This window comes from Lysobacter sp. M15, from assembly GCF_022662515.1.
Taxonomy (GTDB): Bacteria; Pseudomonadota; Gammaproteobacteria; order Xanthomonadales; family Xanthomonadaceae; genus JAKPBU01.
On record NZ_JAKPBV010000014.1, the window covers coordinates 162,133 to 178,050 of the forward strand.

11 protein-coding genes are annotated in these 15,918 nt (G+C 64.7%); 3 read left to right on the top strand and 8 right to left on the bottom strand.

Translation table 11 applies throughout. The features are described 5' to 3' along the window. Positions 1-25: 25 nt before the first annotated feature. The 8 genes from MC380_RS14910 to MC380_RS14945 all read right to left on the bottom strand — a co-directional run bounded on the left by MC380_RS14910 (position 26) and on the right by MC380_RS14945 (position 11,823). Positions 26-2,275, bottom strand: coding sequence for a polysaccharide biosynthesis tyrosine autokinase (locus tag MC380_RS14910; RefSeq protein WP_242102857.1), 2,250 nt, complete (start codon positions 2,273-2,275; stop codon positions 26-28). After that, positions 2,272-4,209, bottom strand: a complete 1,938-nt coding sequence (locus tag MC380_RS14915; RefSeq protein ID WP_242102856.1) for a UDP-N-acetylglucosamine 2-epimerase — start codon at positions 4,207-4,209, stop codon at positions 2,272-2,274. The genes MC380_RS14910 and MC380_RS14915 overlap by 4 nt, the downstream gene beginning before the upstream one ends. A gap of 310 nt (positions 4,210-4,519) precedes the next feature. After that, entirely contained in the window at positions 4,520-5,065 is a 546-nt protein-coding gene (locus MC380_RS14920) for a low molecular weight phosphotyrosine protein phosphatase (RefSeq protein WP_242165673.1), read from the bottom strand. A 13-nt stretch (positions 5,066-5,078) separates the two neighbouring features. Next, complete coding sequence (locus MC380_RS14925; RefSeq protein ID WP_242102854.1) at positions 5,079-6,275, bottom strand: polysaccharide biosynthesis/export family protein; 1,197 nt, start codon at positions 6,273-6,275, stop codon at positions 5,079-5,081. Positions 6,276-6,445: 170 nt separating this feature from the next. Then, on the bottom strand, positions 6,446-7,249 hold the full coding sequence (locus MC380_RS14930; RefSeq protein WP_242165674.1) for a YdcF family protein: 804 nt from the start codon (positions 7,247-7,249) through the stop codon (positions 6,446-6,448). A gap of 108 nt (positions 7,250-7,357) precedes the next feature. Next, positions 7,358-8,410 carry an EpsG family protein gene (locus tag MC380_RS14935; protein WP_242102852.1) on the bottom strand — a complete coding sequence of 351 codons (1,053 nt, stop codon included), beginning with the start codon at positions 8,408-8,410 and terminating at the stop codon, positions 7,358-7,360. A gap of 2 nt (positions 8,411-8,412) precedes the next feature. Beyond that, positions 8,413-10,578, bottom strand: a complete 2,166-nt coding sequence (locus MC380_RS18035) for a polysaccharide pyruvyl transferase family protein (RefSeq protein ID WP_242165676.1) — start codon at positions 10,576-10,578, stop codon at positions 8,413-8,415. 144 nt (positions 10,579-10,722) lie between these two features. Then, positions 10,723-11,823: a glycosyltransferase family 2 protein gene (locus tag MC380_RS14945; protein WP_242165678.1), complete on the bottom strand. Its 1,101-nt coding sequence runs from the start codon at positions 11,821-11,823 to the stop codon at positions 10,723-10,725. 223 nt (positions 11,824-12,046) lie between these two features. Here MC380_RS14945 and MC380_RS14950 point away from each other — a divergent pair, with 223 nt between their 5' ends. From MC380_RS14950 to MC380_RS14960, 3 genes are all read left to right on the top strand, one after another. Continuing rightward, positions 12,047-13,297: a methyltransferase domain-containing protein gene (locus tag MC380_RS14950; protein WP_242165680.1), complete on the top strand. Its 1,251-nt coding sequence runs from the start codon at positions 12,047-12,049 to the stop codon at positions 13,295-13,297. Between the two features lie 315 nt (positions 13,298-13,612). Then, positions 13,613-15,019 carry an oligosaccharide flippase family protein gene (locus tag MC380_RS14955; RefSeq protein ID WP_242165682.1) on the top strand — a complete coding sequence of 469 codons (1,407 nt, stop codon included), beginning with the start codon at positions 13,613-13,615 and terminating at the stop codon, positions 15,017-15,019. A gap of 57 nt (positions 15,020-15,076) precedes the next feature. Continuing rightward, positions 15,077-15,904 carry a hypothetical protein gene (locus MC380_RS14960; RefSeq protein WP_242165683.1) on the top strand — a complete coding sequence of 276 codons (828 nt, stop codon included), beginning with the start codon at positions 15,077-15,079 and terminating at the stop codon, positions 15,902-15,904. Positions 15,905-15,918: the final 14 nt, after the last annotated feature.

A 15,918-nucleotide genomic window follows, 5' to 3' on the forward strand; every position in this document is an offset into this window, starting at 1 on the left:
GCTGGCTCATCGCGCCGCCGCCGCCTCAGCCGGGCTGCGCGCCAAGGTAATCGTCGCCGTAGGCATAGTGGTAGCTGCTCCGTTTGTTCAAGCCGTTGACGATCGCGCCCTTGATCTCGACCCCGCTCTGCTCGAGTCGCTGCTTGGCCAGTGCGATCTCGCGCGCCTGGCTCAGGCCCGAGCGCACCACCAGCAGGGTGGTGCCGACGTGCTGGCCGATCACCGCGGCGTCGGTCACCGCCAGCACCGGCGGGGTGTCGATGATCACCAGGTCGTAGTTGGCGGCGAGCGTGTCCAGCAACTTGCCGAAGTTGGGATGCATCAGCAGTTCCGACGGATTCGGCGGCGGCGCGCCGCGCGAGATGAACGAGAGATTCTCGGCGCCTGCGACGGTGCGCACCGCTGCGTCCAGGGTGATCTGCCGTGAGATCAGTTCGGACAGGCCTTCCGTGGCGCGGACGCCGAGCACTTGATGCAGGGTTCCGCGACGCATGTCGGCGTCGACCAGCACTACCCGCTGACCCGCCTGCGCGACTGCGACCGCCAGATTGGAGCAGACGAAGGTCTTGCCGACGCCCGAGCTCGGTCCGGCGATCATCAGCAGCTTGTTCTCCGGCTCGATCCGGGCGAAATGCAGGCTGGTGCGCAGGAAGCGCAGCGCCTCCATCGCCCCATCGGTTGGCGAGTTCAGCGCCAACAGCTGCGGACGCAAGTGACGGGAACGCCCGCGCCGCTGGCGCAGCGCCAGCGTCCGCTCCTGCGGGCTGTCGAGAATGGCCGCGTAGACCGGCAGGCCAAGCCGCTCGACGTCGGCCGGATCGGTGACGCCGCGGTTGAACATCTGCCGCAGGTAGACGAACGCGATCATCAGCATCGCGCCAAGCGCAGTAGCACCGAGCACGATCGGAACCTTCAGCGGCCACACCAGCATGGCAAGGTCGGCCGACGGGCGATCGATCACGCGCACGCTGCCGATCGCGCTGGCGCGGGCGATGTCGAGTTGCTGCGCCCGGTCGAGCAGCGTCGTGTAGGTGCGGTTGGTAACCTCGACGTCGCGGGTCAGGCGGAACAGGCCCTGCTGGATGTCCGGCAGCTTGTTCATGCGCGCCTGCAGTGCGCCCTTCTCGCTCTGGAGCTGGCCGATCTGCTGGCGCAGCGCCTTGGACGCCGGGTGCGCGGGCGTGAAGCGGCGCGCGATCTCCGGCTGCTGCGTCTGCAGCGTCTGCAGGCTGGCGTTGATGGCGACGGTCTGGTCGAGCAGCGCACGTGTCGACAGCTCGATGTCGACGGTACCGACCTCGCTCTGGAACTTGTTCAGCGCCGCCTGGGCGCGCGAAAGCTCCTTGCGCACCTTGGGCAGCTGCTCGTTGACGAACTGCAGGCTGCGCTCGGCTTCCGCGGAGTTGCGCTGCACGTTGCTGCGCACGTAGGCGCTGGTGATATGGTCCAGCACCTGCGCCGCGACCGCCGGATCGGTGTCGCGGTAGGTGACGGAGATGATGCCCGAATCCCGCCCCTGCTCGGTGGCCTCGATGTTGTCGGCCAGCGCGCTGATCGCCGCCAGCGGGTTCAGCCGGGTCACATTGAAACGGGTGCCGGGATTGGCGCGCAGCGTCTCCACGTCGGCGACCACGGTGCCGGCCCGCGCGACGGTGCCGGTGCGCCCGCGCACCAGCAGCTCCCCGTCCTGGTCGAGCAGGCGATAACGGCCCGATGGCTCGGCGACCAGCACCAACGGCTGGTTCAACAGGCTGTCAGGCACATCGAGCTGCTTGATGTGCAGTTCCTCGCCTCCCCAGCCATAGCGCGACAGGCCGAACAGCGGCGGTGCGACGTCTCCGGGTCGCTTCGGCGCGTAGCGGTGCGCGAGGAAATCCCCCAGGATCGGCAGCCGCTGCGGCTCGATGCGGACGTCCAGGTCCAGCTTGTTCACCGCATCGCTGAACAAGGTGCGCGAGGTCAGTAGCGGAATCTCGGTGACCGCCTGCGAGCGTGCGGGTTCGACCAGGGTCAGGGACGTCTGCGGCGACTGTCCGGGAGCGCCGGCGCTGCCGCGCTCCACCTGCACCAGGGCGCTGGCCTGATAGGTCGGCTTGGCTGCCATGACGTAGATCACACCGGCGAGGAAGAACATCGCGGTGCCGATCAGGATCAGCCACTTGTGGTCGTTCGCCACCCCCACGAGCGCGCCCAGGTCGATATCGTCATCGCGCAGATGCCCCGCGTCACGCGCGATGATGTCCGTGTGTCTGCCGTCCACGGTGAGTTTTTTCATCTGCTCTCTCCTGCCGTTGCCGGCGCCTGCGCGCCTTGCCGGGCATATTCGTTCGCCGCCAAGCGGGGCGGAGGTACCTCTTCCTGCACCTCGGATTGCGTCGCCGGTGCCCCGTGCGGCAGGTGCGCCAGCGCCTCGGCGATGCGCACGCAGGCGTCGGCGGAACGCGCGCGCGCGCGCCGCGACCCGATGCCTGCGTGATCGGTGACCGTAATCCGGTCCTGCGGAATTCCCGCGGCGATCAGTTCGTCGCTGGTGCGCTCGCTCGAGGTGAAATGCAGCGAGGCCAGGGTGTTGATGATCCTGTCGTTGGTCTCGGCATGCGCCTGCACTGCGTCCGCCCCGGGCGACGCTTCGGTTCCCATGCGCGCCACCGGGATCTCCTGGTAGTACGCCACCAGCGCGGTGGCGAGCACGGTCGGCGACTCGCCATGGATCAGGACCACGTCCGGGTCGAACGCCCTGACCATGCGCCCCATCTCATCCATCGTCCGCGAGACCACCGCCGCGGGATCCTGAGGCAGGCCGGGGTCGGGCTCGGGTTCGCCGCGGCTACGGTCGGCGGAGCGGCGGTCCGCATGCAGTTCCTGGTCCTGGAGTCCGGCGACGCAGATCCGGGCGTCGAAGCGCGCGTCCGCCGACAGCTGCTGCATGATCGGCACCATTTCCAGGTCGCCGGGCGTTCCGTCGAGCACGCACAGCGCCCTGACCCGCCCGTCGTGTGCGGAGCCGGATTGCGCGACAGGCTCGTCGCGCTGGTCGAAATCGGAATCCGGTGCCTGCACCGTAAGAGGGACCTGCAGCCGGCCGTCGTCGCTCGTGACGGCCATCGTGGGTGGCGACGTGTGCCGCGACCCGCTTCGTGCGATGGAAAGCGCACTGGCCTGCTTTCCGAACAACAAGTACACCCAGGAACTGCCCAGCAAGCCGGAGATCGCCCCGGAGAGGCGGTCCGGCAAAGCCGTGTGGTGGCCGTTCACCGCCATCCGCAGCCAAGCGACGGCGCGCGGACCGCGCAGCACATACGCCACCAGCACGCTCAGGAATGCGAGCAGGCTCAGGCCTTCGGTCACATCGCGCATCGCATAGCCCAGCGCAGCCATCAGCCCACCGCTGGCGACGACCAGCGCCAGCGTCTTGCGTGGCGACAACCCCGCATCCAGCAGCATGTGATGCAGGTGTCGACGGTCCGCGCGGAACGGCGACCTTCCGCTGCGCACGCGCTGGTACATCACCGCGATGGTGTCCATCACCGGCAACGCCACGCACCACAACACGTCCACCGGTGCCAGCCCGCCGCCGCGCTGGCTCAGGGAAACCAGGCTCCATGCCAGGACGAAGCCGAGCAACATGCTGCCGGCATCGCCCATGAAGATCCTGCGCCCATCCGGCCAGCCCAGATTCACCAGCAGGTACGGCACCAGCGCTACTGCCAGCAGCTGGAGCATCAGCAGCACGCTCGGCACCGGCCATTGGACGCCGCTGAAGGCGAGGATCGCGGCGATGCTGATCATGCTCAGGCTGCCGGCAAGACCATCTATCCCGTCGAGCATGTTGAATGCGTTGACCAGACCGACCACGGCGACGACGGTGAATGGAATGCCGAGCCAGTACAGCCGGATCTCGCCACCACCGAACAGATTGCCGGCACTGTCGACGTAGACGCCGGTAGCGGCCATGACCAACACCACCGTACCGGCCTGGATCAGCAGCCGCGTGCGCGGGCTGAGGTCGTACAGGTCGTCCAGCAGGCCGAGCAGAACGACGATCGCGCCGCTCACGAGCAGGGCGACCACGAAAGGGTCGTAATGATGGAAGTAGATCAGGCCGGCGATGGTGCCGATGAAGAAGCACAGACCACCGATCAGCGGCACCCTCCCGCGATGGCGTTTGCGCTCGCTCGGCGTATCGACCAGGCCGATGCGTCGCGCCAAGGGGCGCAGCCAGAATATGGATGCCAGGGTAACCGCTACTGTAATGGCGCTCGCGGCAACAAACTTCTCATTTTGCATGGGCGTGTCGGGGCGGGCCTTCGAGGAATTGCTTGCGGACGGAGCGCCCCTGTAACGCGCGTCACCAAAACAAGGTACGCACGCCATCCTTACAGGTAGGTGAACTACGCTCACCTGGCTCCATCCTTGTGGGTTTCGAACTTGCTTTCTCGGGAAACGCTTCTTGCTCTGTGGCCAATCCTCACGTACATGGATTGGCTGCCGGCGTCCCTGCCCGCAGACGCGGGCGGCACTACATCATCGTAGCCGCGGCGACACGGCCATTCAGCTGTTCATACCAATCGTCGACTGCGCGTTCGATCAAACTGCAGACACGTGCATACGCATCCGCGGTGTATGGATGCGGATCCGGAATCTCCGCACCGCCCGACCACTTTCCGAGCGTGAACGTGCGTCCGGACGCACATGGCGACAGCGCCTGCACCGCAATGGCCTGTGCGCAATCCATCACCAGCACCATATCCGCCGCTTCCACGAGCGCGCCGGTCACTTGCCTGGCGACGTGCGGCCGTCCGCTCAGGCCACGCGCGGCGAGCGCCGCTTCGGCCCGCGGATCGATGCCGAGCCCGTTCAGCGCGTTCAGCCCAGCGGACTGCACCAGCATCGGCTGCTCGCGGAACCTGTGGCGCCACAACGCCGCTGCCATCGGACTACGGCGCACGTTTCCGGCGCAAACGATCAGCACATGAACCCTCGGCAATGGCGAAACCATGCGCGGCGCGAATACCGCCGGGTCCGGCGGGGTCGCTCGATGCAGCTGCAAGAACGCGTCTGCCATGGTCTGCTCGGGCTCAGTTGCCACCAGGCACCGTGGCAGCGTTGCGGATGATCCCGGACAGCGGCAGCAGCTGGCTCAGGAAGCGGTTCCAGCGCGTTACGCCTGCCTCGCCGACGAACACGACGTCTCCCGCCCGCACCGGGAACCGGTCGGCCAACGCGAACCCGGCCGGCGAACTGGCATCAAGCTGGTACACCGTCGACGGTTGCTTCTCCATGTCGTTCACGTCCATGCCGCGGATGACGTAGACCGCTTCCTCCTTCGCCGTCGTCGGATTCAGGCCTCCGGCGCGACCCAGGGCCTGGGTGAGCGTCATGTCCGACGTCTTGAATGTGAGCGCCTGCGGCTGCAGCACTTCGCCCAGGACGTAGACCTCCTGGCGGTCGTTGAACGGCAGGTACAGGCGGTCGCCTGGCTTCAGGTAGATTTCGGGCGTCGACCCTCTGTTGCGGCTCAGCGCGTCGAGGTCGACGTGATGGTTCTTGCCGTCGCGCGTGAGGATCAATCCGGACAGGTCGGCCTCGTCGGTATTGATGACCGCAGCACCGATCGCCTGCGACAGGGTCAACGGAACGGTGGTGATGTTCTGCGGGCTGGTATTCTGGAAGGCGCCCTGCAACGTCACGCGGCTACCGTATCCAGCCATGTTGACGTCCACCTGCGGACTCTGCAGATAGGTGGACAGCTTGCTGGTGATGACGTTACGCAGCTCTTCGAGCTGCATGCCCGCGACCTTGAGGGTGCCGACGAAGGGGTAATAGAAGGTGCCATCCGGATGTACGAGGCGGCCGTTCGCCTGCGGGTTCTGCCCCCCGCCCTGATTGACCTCCATCAGTTCCGGATGATCCCAGACGGTGACCAGGATCGTGTCGCCCGGGCTGATCCGGTAGGACTCGGGACGATACTGCAGCAGTTCCTGCGGTGCGGCGGGTTGCTGCTTCGCACTGATCTGCGAGACCAGTTCCGGCGTGATCTTCACGAACTTCACGTGACCGCTCTCGACCAGGTTGCCGAGATTGCCTGACTGCGCCTGTGCTGCCAGGCACACACTCAGGGCGACCGCCACGACGATGCCCCTGAGCAGGCGCAGCCGGGTCAGCGCCCGATTGCGGCCGGACTTGCTGAATGGGAGTAAGGGGCGTTCCGTGCCGATGAGGAAGCGCGCACGCGGGGGGGTTGCGGCGCAACTGAATGCGGTCGACGGTTGCACGGGGGAAGGGCTCCTGCTGCGAAATTTTTCACTCGAACGAAACGGGGAGCAGGGAGACTAGCGATGGCCTCATTGCAGAAGCGTGAAACCCATCGCTATCGCGAGCTCCGATTCATCACTCTTTTAGTGCGGTTCATTTTCAGCTGACCATCTGTCGCGCAACGGTTCTTTCACATTTCCGAATCCGTCGGCACGGGTTCTGCATGACCGTCCACAAAATTCTGCGCATGGATGGCGAACAGGGCTGCGTACTCCTTCAATGCCCGTCCGCTGCGCCATAGCGCGTACAGACTCGGCAGCCACCGCTCCCGCCAACTCTTGCCGAGTTGGCCCTCCGGCACCGGCACAGGCACCACGTCGATGCCGGCATCGCGGAACAACAGGCTCGCGCGCGGCATGTGCACCGTCGAGGTCACCAGCAACACCTTCCGCACCCCGTGCTTACGTGCCAGCGCCGCGGTCAGGCGCGCGTTGTCGCTGGTGTTGGCGCTGCCTTCCTCCAACAGCAGCGCCGATGCCGGAATCCCGGCCTTTGCGATCGCTGCGGCCATGATCTCTGCCTCACTGCGCCCACCGCCGCCGTTGCCACCAGAGAGGATGATCAGTGGTGCCCGCCCGGCCAGCCACGCGCGCGCACCGGCCGCCAGCCGGCTGGTCTTGAGCTCGTCGGGATCGACGCTGTCGCGGCTCATCCAATTGCCATAGCGCCCGCCGCCAAGCACCACGATCGCGTCCGCCCTGGGCAGCGCTGCCTCGGCAACGACGGGATTATTGCGGGCGAGGCTTCCGCGCAGCTGCGCGGAAAACCACGGGATCGACCACAGCAGAGACCACGCGAACGCGAAGACCATCAGCCCGCCGCCGATCCTGCGCCGCCGCAACAGCCAAGCCAGGATTCCACATCCCAGCAGACACAGCGACAAGGTAGGCGGAAAAGTGAGTGCAACGGCGAGTTCCTGTACGGCTGAAAGCATGGGTATCCGGGAACAAAAATGGAGGGCTCGCAGCGCGTGCAGGCCGAGTGTTGGCGGAGTCCGCGCCTCTGCTGCCGATCACGCCCCGACTCGCCGAAACATGGCGGCTCAGATCACGATCACGTTGGTCACGTAGTAGTAAAAGACCGGACAAGCGGCGATGAGTCCCATCCGGATCAGCAGCGGATTGCGCAGCAGCGCGATCCGGCTGTGGCACAGGATCGCCGCGATCATCAGCGATACTGCAAGCCACGCCGGCAGCAGATAGCGGTTGGAGTAGTAACCCCAACCGATCGCGAAGAACGGCAGCAGCATCACCAGATAGACCGCGGTGCTCTCCTTGATCCGTTCCCGGTAGGGGGACCGCACCAGCGGCGCCAGCAGCAGCGGCAGCGCATACCAGAAGATGGAGAATACGGCGAAGTCGATGCGCACGCCCGCCCGGTATTCCGGATTGACCGTGTAGGTCATCACCAGGTTGTAGAGCGGCGGAATCAATGTGCGCACCAGGATCAACGTCAGCCCCGTGCAGTACATCAGGAATGCCAACGCAGCCGCGTAATGCAACACGCCCGACCGCACCAGCAGCAAGGGCGCGAATGCCAGGTACAGCAGCGACGACAGATGCAGACTGCTGGCCAGGGCGCCGTACAGCACGAACAGCCACCATTTGCGCTGCTGGAACGAAAGCAGCGCGGCGAACACCAGCAACGAGGCCAGCCCCTGCCGCACGGCGTTGATCGACCCGTTGACGAACATCGGCGACAGATACAGCAGCATCAGCGATGCGCTGAGGAAGGTGAGGTACCCGTGCGTGGCCCCCAGGTAGCGCGAATACCTGCGCGCCGCCACCGCGGCAATCAGCAGCAGCAGCGCGAACAGCGCGGTCTGGTATCCGGTGACACCAAGGCCGAGCCGGTTCAGGACATAGCTGATGAAGACGAAACCGGGCTCCAGCCGGGTAATGAAAGGACGGTTCAGGCTTTCGAAAAAGCCGGCATAGACGCTGGTGTCGGTACCGATATCCAAGCCGCGCGTGCCTACCACCCAGCAGCCGAAACCCGCCGCTGCGATCAGCAGGATCAGGCTCAGGACCAGCCCCGCATGCGTCGCCGGGGTGTTGTGGCGCTCAGGCAGGGCGGTGGCCGGCGCGGTGGCCATGGCTACGCGACCTGGCGCGGACGTGCCCGATCGGCCTGACGACGCACCCGCATCAGCAGGTTCCGGCGCGTCCTGCGCACCACGCTCATCAGCCGGGCGAACGCGTGCTCTGGCGGACTCAGCAGACCCTGGCGCACCAGCTCCAGGCGCACCTTGCGGCCGGCCGCGTGCATCGCGGCGAGATCCTCGGTGAGGCCGCCAGCCCCGTAGTTCGGCTTGTGCCAGGAAGCCAGCACCTGGTTGATCTTCGCGCAGCGGTAACCGGAGAACGCGATCTGCGCCCACAGCAGAAAGTCTTCCACGCGCCGGAAGTTCTCGTCGAAGCGGAACGGCAGGTCGCGGCGCAGCACCACCGAGGCGGTCGGGAATGGATTGTTCAGCAGCAACCTGCGTCGGCCTACGATCCCGACCCGCACCGGCGCACGTACCCCGGGCACCGCCGAGTCCCGATCGCGTACCGTCATCCGATGCGCGATCAGCGCGATGGCGGGATCGGCACGCAGCGCCGTCACCTGCAGTTCCAGCTTGCGCGGATGCCAGGTGTCGTCGGCATCGAGGAACGCGATGTAGGGCTGGCCTGCACGCTCCCATCCCGCATTGCGCGCGCGCGACGGACCACCGTTTTCGGCCAGCGCGATCACCTTGACCCAGCCGGGTTCGTATCCCGACGCGACCTGGTGCAGCGCTTCCAACGTATCGTCGCCGCTGCAGTCGTCCACCAGCAACACCTCGGCGGGCCGCAGGGTTTGCGCCGCCACCGAAGCGATCGCGTCGGCAATCGTGCTTCGGCAGCGGAAGCAGGGAATGACCACGCTCACCGGCGCCCGCGCGGCATCGGCCGCATCCTGACCGTCAACGACCACCCTCGCCTCGCCCACCGCCGCCGCCTGCTCGATCATCGTCCCGTTCGATGAGCGGACGGGCACCGATCCGGCATCATTGCCAATGTCCCGGGCAAGCACGTCCGAAATCCGCGCCGCCGCCTGTCTGCCCTGATGCTGAAGCTGTGGGATTCGCGCAGCCAGGGTCGCCTTGAGCGCCTGCTCCTCCCGAAGCAGCCATTCCAGTCGCCCACGCAACGACTGCAAGGACAGATCCGGAGTCTGCAGCACCGCTTCCTCGTTGCCGAAGAGGTCCCGGTTGATGCCACGGGCCTTCACGCTGTAGGCGATCGACACCGTCGGCACCCCGCTGGAGAGCGCCGCGATGGTCGCGTGCGTGCGTGCGCCCATGAAGAATCGCAGATGGCTGATCACATACTTGATCTGCTCCGCGTTCAACTGGTGCGGCATCATGGTCACCGACGTACCGAGATCGCGCAGCTGCTCCTGCAGCCCCGCCATGTAGGTCGCGTCACCTCCCGCATGCTGTCCTTTGAGCGGGTTGACATGGGGAACCAGCAGCACGCCCAGGCCATGTTCGCGCACCGCATGGCGAATGAACTCCGCGACCTCCGTGCGAATATCCTGTTCCTGCCGCTTGTAACGTTCGATCAGCGCGCTGACGTTCACGCCCAGGATTCCGTTCCCCCCGGTTGGCCAGAATCCGGCCAGGTCGATCGCCTCCTTGCCGAGCGTGAATGCAGGATCCGCCATCTGCACCACGTTGCCCAGGCCGAGCGTCTGCGTGAGATAGGCGTAGCTGACCGACTCCCTGACCGCGATGAACTCCATGCGCGAGAGATGCCTGGCGACGGAGCCCACGAATGCAGGCTCCTTCTCGAATGGCCCGACCGACGCGCCCCACAGGATCACCGGTTTGCCCAGGTCCATCGCGAACTTGTCCAGACCGATGACCGGCGAGGGAATCCGGTAATCGAGCGAGTAATTGTCCCCGCCTATCGCCAGTACCGCGTCCACGCTGGCGATCTGCTCCTCCAGCCAGCCCGGCATCGGAAAAGGCCAGCCCATGCGCTTCAGAAACGGCAGCGGCAGGCGCTGGAGATTGACCCAGTAGTGCGCGTAGCGCGGCAGATACGCCCTGACGAACGTGACCCCCGCCTCCGCCGCCTCCGGCCACTGCGCGCGATCGCGCTCGATATGACGCGAGGGCACCAGCACCCTGACGTCTCCGAACTGCGCCCGGAGCAACCCAACCGTACTGCGAACGATCGCCTCGCATCCGCGGTTACCGAAAGTACGCTGTCCCGATAGATAGAAACTTTTCACGATTGGGCCCGATCATGTCGCATGCGCGTTGGAGTCAACCAGTGCGCCGGCTGCGGCCGACGCAAGCATGGATGCTGCCGACAGCATCTGTGAATGGAATGCATGGATCCCGCCGGATGCTGCCTGGTGGACAGACGCCGTCGGTCACCTTGCGGAGATGGATTCAGCCCGGCCCGGCCGATAGGGCCCTTGCCGTTGCAAACGCAGCACCAGGTCGCGGCGCGCCCAGCGCAGCACGCTGACCACGCGGGTGAACTCGAATTCCGGCCGACTGAGCAGGCCCTGCCGCAGCAGTTTGCGGCGCGCCTCGTGGTTGGTGCGGCGCATCGCGGCGAAATCGTCGCTCAGACCGGTGGCGTCGTCGGCGCGTCTGTTCCAGATCGCCAGCACCTGATTGAGGCGCGCGCAGCGATAGCCGGAAAGCACGATCTGCGCCCACAGCAGGAAGTCCTCGGAACGCCGGAAGCTCTCGTCGAAGCGCAGCGGCAAATCACGGCGCAGCACCACCGAGGCGGTCGGAAATGGGTTGTGGAGTAGCAGCCTGCGTCGGCTCACGATCTCCGTAAGGACGGGAGGCCGCAATCCGGGCAGCTCGGTGCCGCGCATGCGCACGACCATCGGATGCGCGATCAGCGCGATGGTCGGGTCCGCCTCCAGAACCGCCATTTGCAGCTCCAACTTGCGAGGCGCCCAGGTGTCGTCGGCGTCGAGAAAGGCAATGTAGGGTTGCTGCGCCTGCCGCCAGCCCGTATTGCGCGCGCGCGACGGGCCGCCATTCGCTGGCATTGCGATCACCCTGATCCAACCAGGCTGGTAGGCGGCGGCGATTCGATGCAGTGTTTCGAGCGTCTCGTCACCGCTGCAGTCGTCGACCAGCAGGACTTCGGCGGGCCTCACCGTCTGGTCGACGATCGAAGCGATCGCATCACCGATGGTCGCCGCGCAGCGGTAGCAGGGCACGACCACGCTTACCGGCGCGGGCCGGACATCGGCACCACTTCGGCCAGGATCATCCGAACCTGCTTCAGCTATGGCCTTCATCTCATATCGTTCATGCCGATCCGGGTCCCGCAGCGACGCGCAGCAAGCTACGAAGCTTCGCATGCGAAACCTGAATCGGTTGTTGACGCTCGACCGAAGAAGCAGCGCGAACGGCGGGCGTCGAAGATCCGCTGTCGCCTTACGGAATTTGAACGTTACGGACCGAGCCTGAAGCTCCATCCAGGACGTGATGGTGTACGCCACGGAGACTTCGCCCGTTGCCGCCTTAGCACGATTCGACGCTCCCGTGCAGCGAGCCCTTCACGATACGTTGCGCGGCGACATCGACAATTCGAAACCGCAAACGGCCGCACCGGAACAGCGCGCCACCACCGACATCCCAGCGCAGGCAACGAGAGCCGTTGCGGCGCGAGCACCTTCGCTGAGAACACGCCCTTGGCAGCCATGACATTGTGCGAGTGGCAGGATGACTGACGCCCAATCCGCGCCTTGGCGGTCCGAGGCGGCCTGGGAACTCGTGCTGTCCTCATTCTCGATAGACCCATCAGGGAGCTTTCACAAGAGCGTTTACGATCCGACGATCAGGACCTACCTCCAGGGAGATTCCGCGCACAAGATCACGCTAAAGACGGATCTCCCCGATCTTTACCCCAAACTTTCCCCGGGTGCATTCGAAGCCGCCCTGCTCGGGCACTGCAATGGCATTCCCGGCGTGCCCACGGTGCACGACTTCCGTGAAAACACGAACGCTTGCGTACTGTCGATGGACCGGCTCGAAGGCACCGCGTTGCAGGAGGGCGATCTGACGATCGCTCAGGCGTGGCGAATCATCGTGCGCCTGCTGCACACCAGCATCGGAATCTCGTGGCGTGGAGTCGCACACAACGATATCGTTCCTAGAAACATCGTGGTGGGTCGCGCCAACCGGCCTTATCTGGTCGATTTCGATCAAGCCCACCTCACCAGCCGTACCGACGCGCTGCTCCGGAACGTCCTTGGCATAGGAACGAGTGATCCATTGATCTACGGGAGCTGGCTGTTGGTCGCCGCTCGCCTTGCATTCCAGTTCCTGCCCCGCCGCAGGGCCGCCAGCATGCCGACCCTTCGACCCGATGCTCCCCTGATGCAGAGGAAGCTGTGCAGCGCCTGGAAGATCGCGCAGCGCGCAGCCATGAAAGCACGAGGCGAACCTGTCGCCGATTACTCCCTCATCGTCGGAGACATGAAGCTCCCCGGGAAGCAGCCATGGGAGCAGCGCTGGGACTTGCTGCGCAATGCAGCGGATTTCAGTGGCTTGCGCGCGCTCGACCTGGGCTGCCATATGGGCCTGCTGTGCATCTGGCTACTGAAGGAAGGACAGGCGCTCTCGGCCGTGGGCATCGATTCCAACCCATTGATTCTTGCCTCCGCCAAGCAAATCGCCGAAGCGTTCTCGGTAGGCGCCTCCTTCGAGAAGGTGGACCTGGATGCGGCGTATCCGTGGGAAGAGCGCTTCGAGCCAGCGGACTTTGACGTGATCTTTGCGCTTGGCGTGCTCGACATGGTCCGGGACAAGCAACGTCTTATGGACTTCCTGGCAAGGTTTCGCCTCGTCGTGTTCGAAGGTCATGATCAGAACGCAGTCGAGATCGAACGCTTCTCCCGCGCCGGCTTCCCGAACCACAGCGTGCTCGGAACCTCGCACGAAGGACGCTCTGTCATCGTGTTTTCCAAATGAAGGCCGCCAATGCGCAGGCTTCACGCCGATTCCGAACCGCATCGCCATGAAACGCGCGGGCTTTCGCGATGCGCCCCTGAACGTCGACCATACAGAAACCAAGAAGGCCGCCACAAAGAAGATGTTTTCCCGTCTACGTCATAGCTTTGTATCAGGTCACCTATGTATGCTGCTGGCCCGTTATGCAACGCCGAAACGATCATCTCCCGGACCCGGGCAGTCGTCGCGAACTTCCAGACTGCGCGCGGACAAGATTGAAGATGACAAGCGCGAACGTCAGAGGTTTCATGCGAAACCGGATCCCATGAGCGCCGCATGAGCCACGAACTCAAGCAGAACATGATCTCCGGCGGGATGTGGGCAGCGGGCGGCAGGCTCGTCGCCATCGTTGCCGCCTTCGTGTTGAACCTGGTGCTGGCACGGAGCCTGACGCCTGGCGATTACGGCGTCTATTTCGTCGTCATGAGCACCATGATCATCCTTGCCACGGTCGCCACACTCGGCATGGACCGGATCGTGGTGCGGTTTGTGGCTGCGTACAAAGGCGTGGGTGATTGGACTGGCGTGCGTGCGGTGGTCAAGCGCTGTCTGATGACAGTGGTCGCCGCGACCGCGCTGCTGTGCCTGATCTTCTACTTTCTGACCCCATGGTTCTTCACCCACGTGGTGAAGATGCCTGCGGCGATCGGACTCAGTGGTCTGATGGTCCTGTTGCTGTTCGTCTCGACCGTGCAGCGCCAGCTGGCCGAAACCTTTCGCGGACTGAACGATATCCGCGGAGCGACCCTGTTCGGTGGCTTTCGTAACAACGGAATCCTGATCAGCCTGATCACCTGCGGCACCCTGCTGATCCTGTGGGCGTCGGGTGCGATGACGCTGGCCGCAGCCTTTGCAACGACAGTGTGCTCCTCGTTGCTGGTGGTGATTGTGGCGGCATGGACGTTGCAGCGGCGCCTGCGCACGGCCGTCCAACCGCTGCCGGCCGCCCCCTCCTCCGGAAACTGGACAACGGGCAGGGTGCTGCATGAAGGTTGGCCGCTCTGGCTGGCGAGCCTGCTCGGCGTGCTGCGCTTGCAGGTCAACGGCTGGTTCGCGGCCGGCTTCGACAGCTCCGAGAACGTCGCGCTGTTCGCCATCGCGGATCGCTTCGTCCTACTGATGACGGCGCCACTGACCATCGTCAACATGCTTCTGCCCCCGGTCGTGGCCGAACTGTACGCACGCGGGGAAAACAAGCGCATGGAGCGCATCGTCCAGGCCGTCGGCGGCCTGGCCAGCCTGCCGTGTATCGTCATACTCCTGTTGATCGTGCTGATCGGGCGCCCGGTGCTCGGCACGCTCTTCGGCGTCCACTACGAAGCCGCGTATCCGATCCTGGTGATCCTGTCCGTCGGCCAGATCGCGAACATCGTGACCGGATCCTGGCAGGTGGTGCTGCCGATGACCGGGCTGCGTCGCCAGACGCTGCACGTCACCATGTGGGCGGGAGCCGTGCAGATTTTGGCCTGCACCATCGGCGGCTACGTCGCCGGCGTCGTCGGCGTGGCCCTGGGCTCCTGCGTCGGCTCGCTTACTGGCAACGTGCTCGGCCTGGCCGCAGCCCGCAGGCATCTTGGCATCTGGACCTTTATCTCCCTGCGTCGCGCCGTGCTGACGGATGCGGTGACGTTGCTGTCGAAGCGCATCGCAGGATTCATGCCCATGCGCGCTCGCGACGCCTGAGTCGACCGCCATGCGCTTACGACCCACAGACCAAAGCTGAAAAAAGACGGAGTTGCTATGTTCGTTTCCGACAAGATCGTCTTCATGGAACTGCAGAAAACCGGATGCACGCACATCCGCAATCTGCTCAAGGAAATCGTGGGCGGGAAATTCGTCGAAAGACATATCCAGGCCGATCCGAGCCTGTTCACGAACGGAAGATCCTTCCTCGGATCAGTCCGGGATCCGTGGAACTGGCACGTTTCGCTCTGGGCCTACGGCTGCGATGGCAGGGGCGATTTCTACAGCAACGTGACCACGAAGGGCGTCCGCATCCGGGACCGCGGCTGGAAACTGCATCCTTACTCGACATTGATCGAATACCTGGAATGCCGTCCCAACAGGCATTCCGAAGAATGGAAGCGCACGTTCCGCGACGTCAACGACGCCGGAGCGTTCAGGCATTGGCTGCACATGCTGCACGACGAAACATACTGGCCCGACGTCGGCGAGGGCTACTGGCGCAGTGGATTGAGCCGCTTCGCAGGATTGCTGACGTACCGCTACATGAAGATTTTTTCCAGCAAGAAAGGCGAACTCGGCAGACTGCGCGCCGTTTCGACCCCCGAGCAGTTGATGGAGTACGAAAGAAACAATTGTTTCATCGACTACTTCATCAGGAATGAGAATCTGGAGTCCGACCTGCTCGGGGCCCTGGAGTTCACCAAGTTCGAGGTCCCGCCGGCGGTCGCTGCCGGGATGAAGTCCCGACCCAAAACCAATACCTCTTCGAAGAAGCACGGACCCCGGCACTACTACGATGCTGAAACCGAAAAGCTGGTGGGCGACCGGGACAGGCTCATCGTCGAGAAATTTGGCTATCTGCCGCCGAGCTTGCGGAACTAGAACCCTCTCGCAAC

Excerpts from the sequence above, each read along its gene's own strand:
- MC380_RS14910 (WP_242102857.1), bottom strand. The coding sequence starts at position 2,275 with ATGAAAAAACTCACCGTGGACGGCAGACACACGGACATCATCGCGCGT.
- MC380_RS14920 (WP_242165673.1), bottom strand. The coding sequence starts at position 5,065 with ATGGCAGACGCGTTCTTGCAGCTGCATCGAGCGACCCCGCCGGACCCG.
- MC380_RS14930 (WP_242165674.1), bottom strand. The coding sequence starts at position 7,249 with ATGCTTTCAGCCGTACAGGAACTCGCCGTTGCACTCACTTTTCCGCCT.
- MC380_RS14935 (WP_242102852.1), bottom strand. The coding sequence starts at position 8,410 with ATGGCCACCGCGCCGGCCACCGCCCTGCCTGAGCGCCACAACACCCCG.
- MC380_RS14950 (WP_242165680.1), top strand. The coding sequence starts at position 12,047 with ATGACTGACGCCCAATCCGCGCCTTGGCGGTCCGAGGCGGCCTGGGAA.
- MC380_RS14955 (WP_242165682.1), top strand. The coding sequence starts at position 13,613 with ATGAGCCACGAACTCAAGCAGAACATGATCTCCGGCGGGATGTGGGCA.
- MC380_RS14960 (WP_242165683.1), top strand. The coding sequence starts at position 15,077 with ATGTTCGTTTCCGACAAGATCGTCTTCATGGAACTGCAGAAAACCGGA.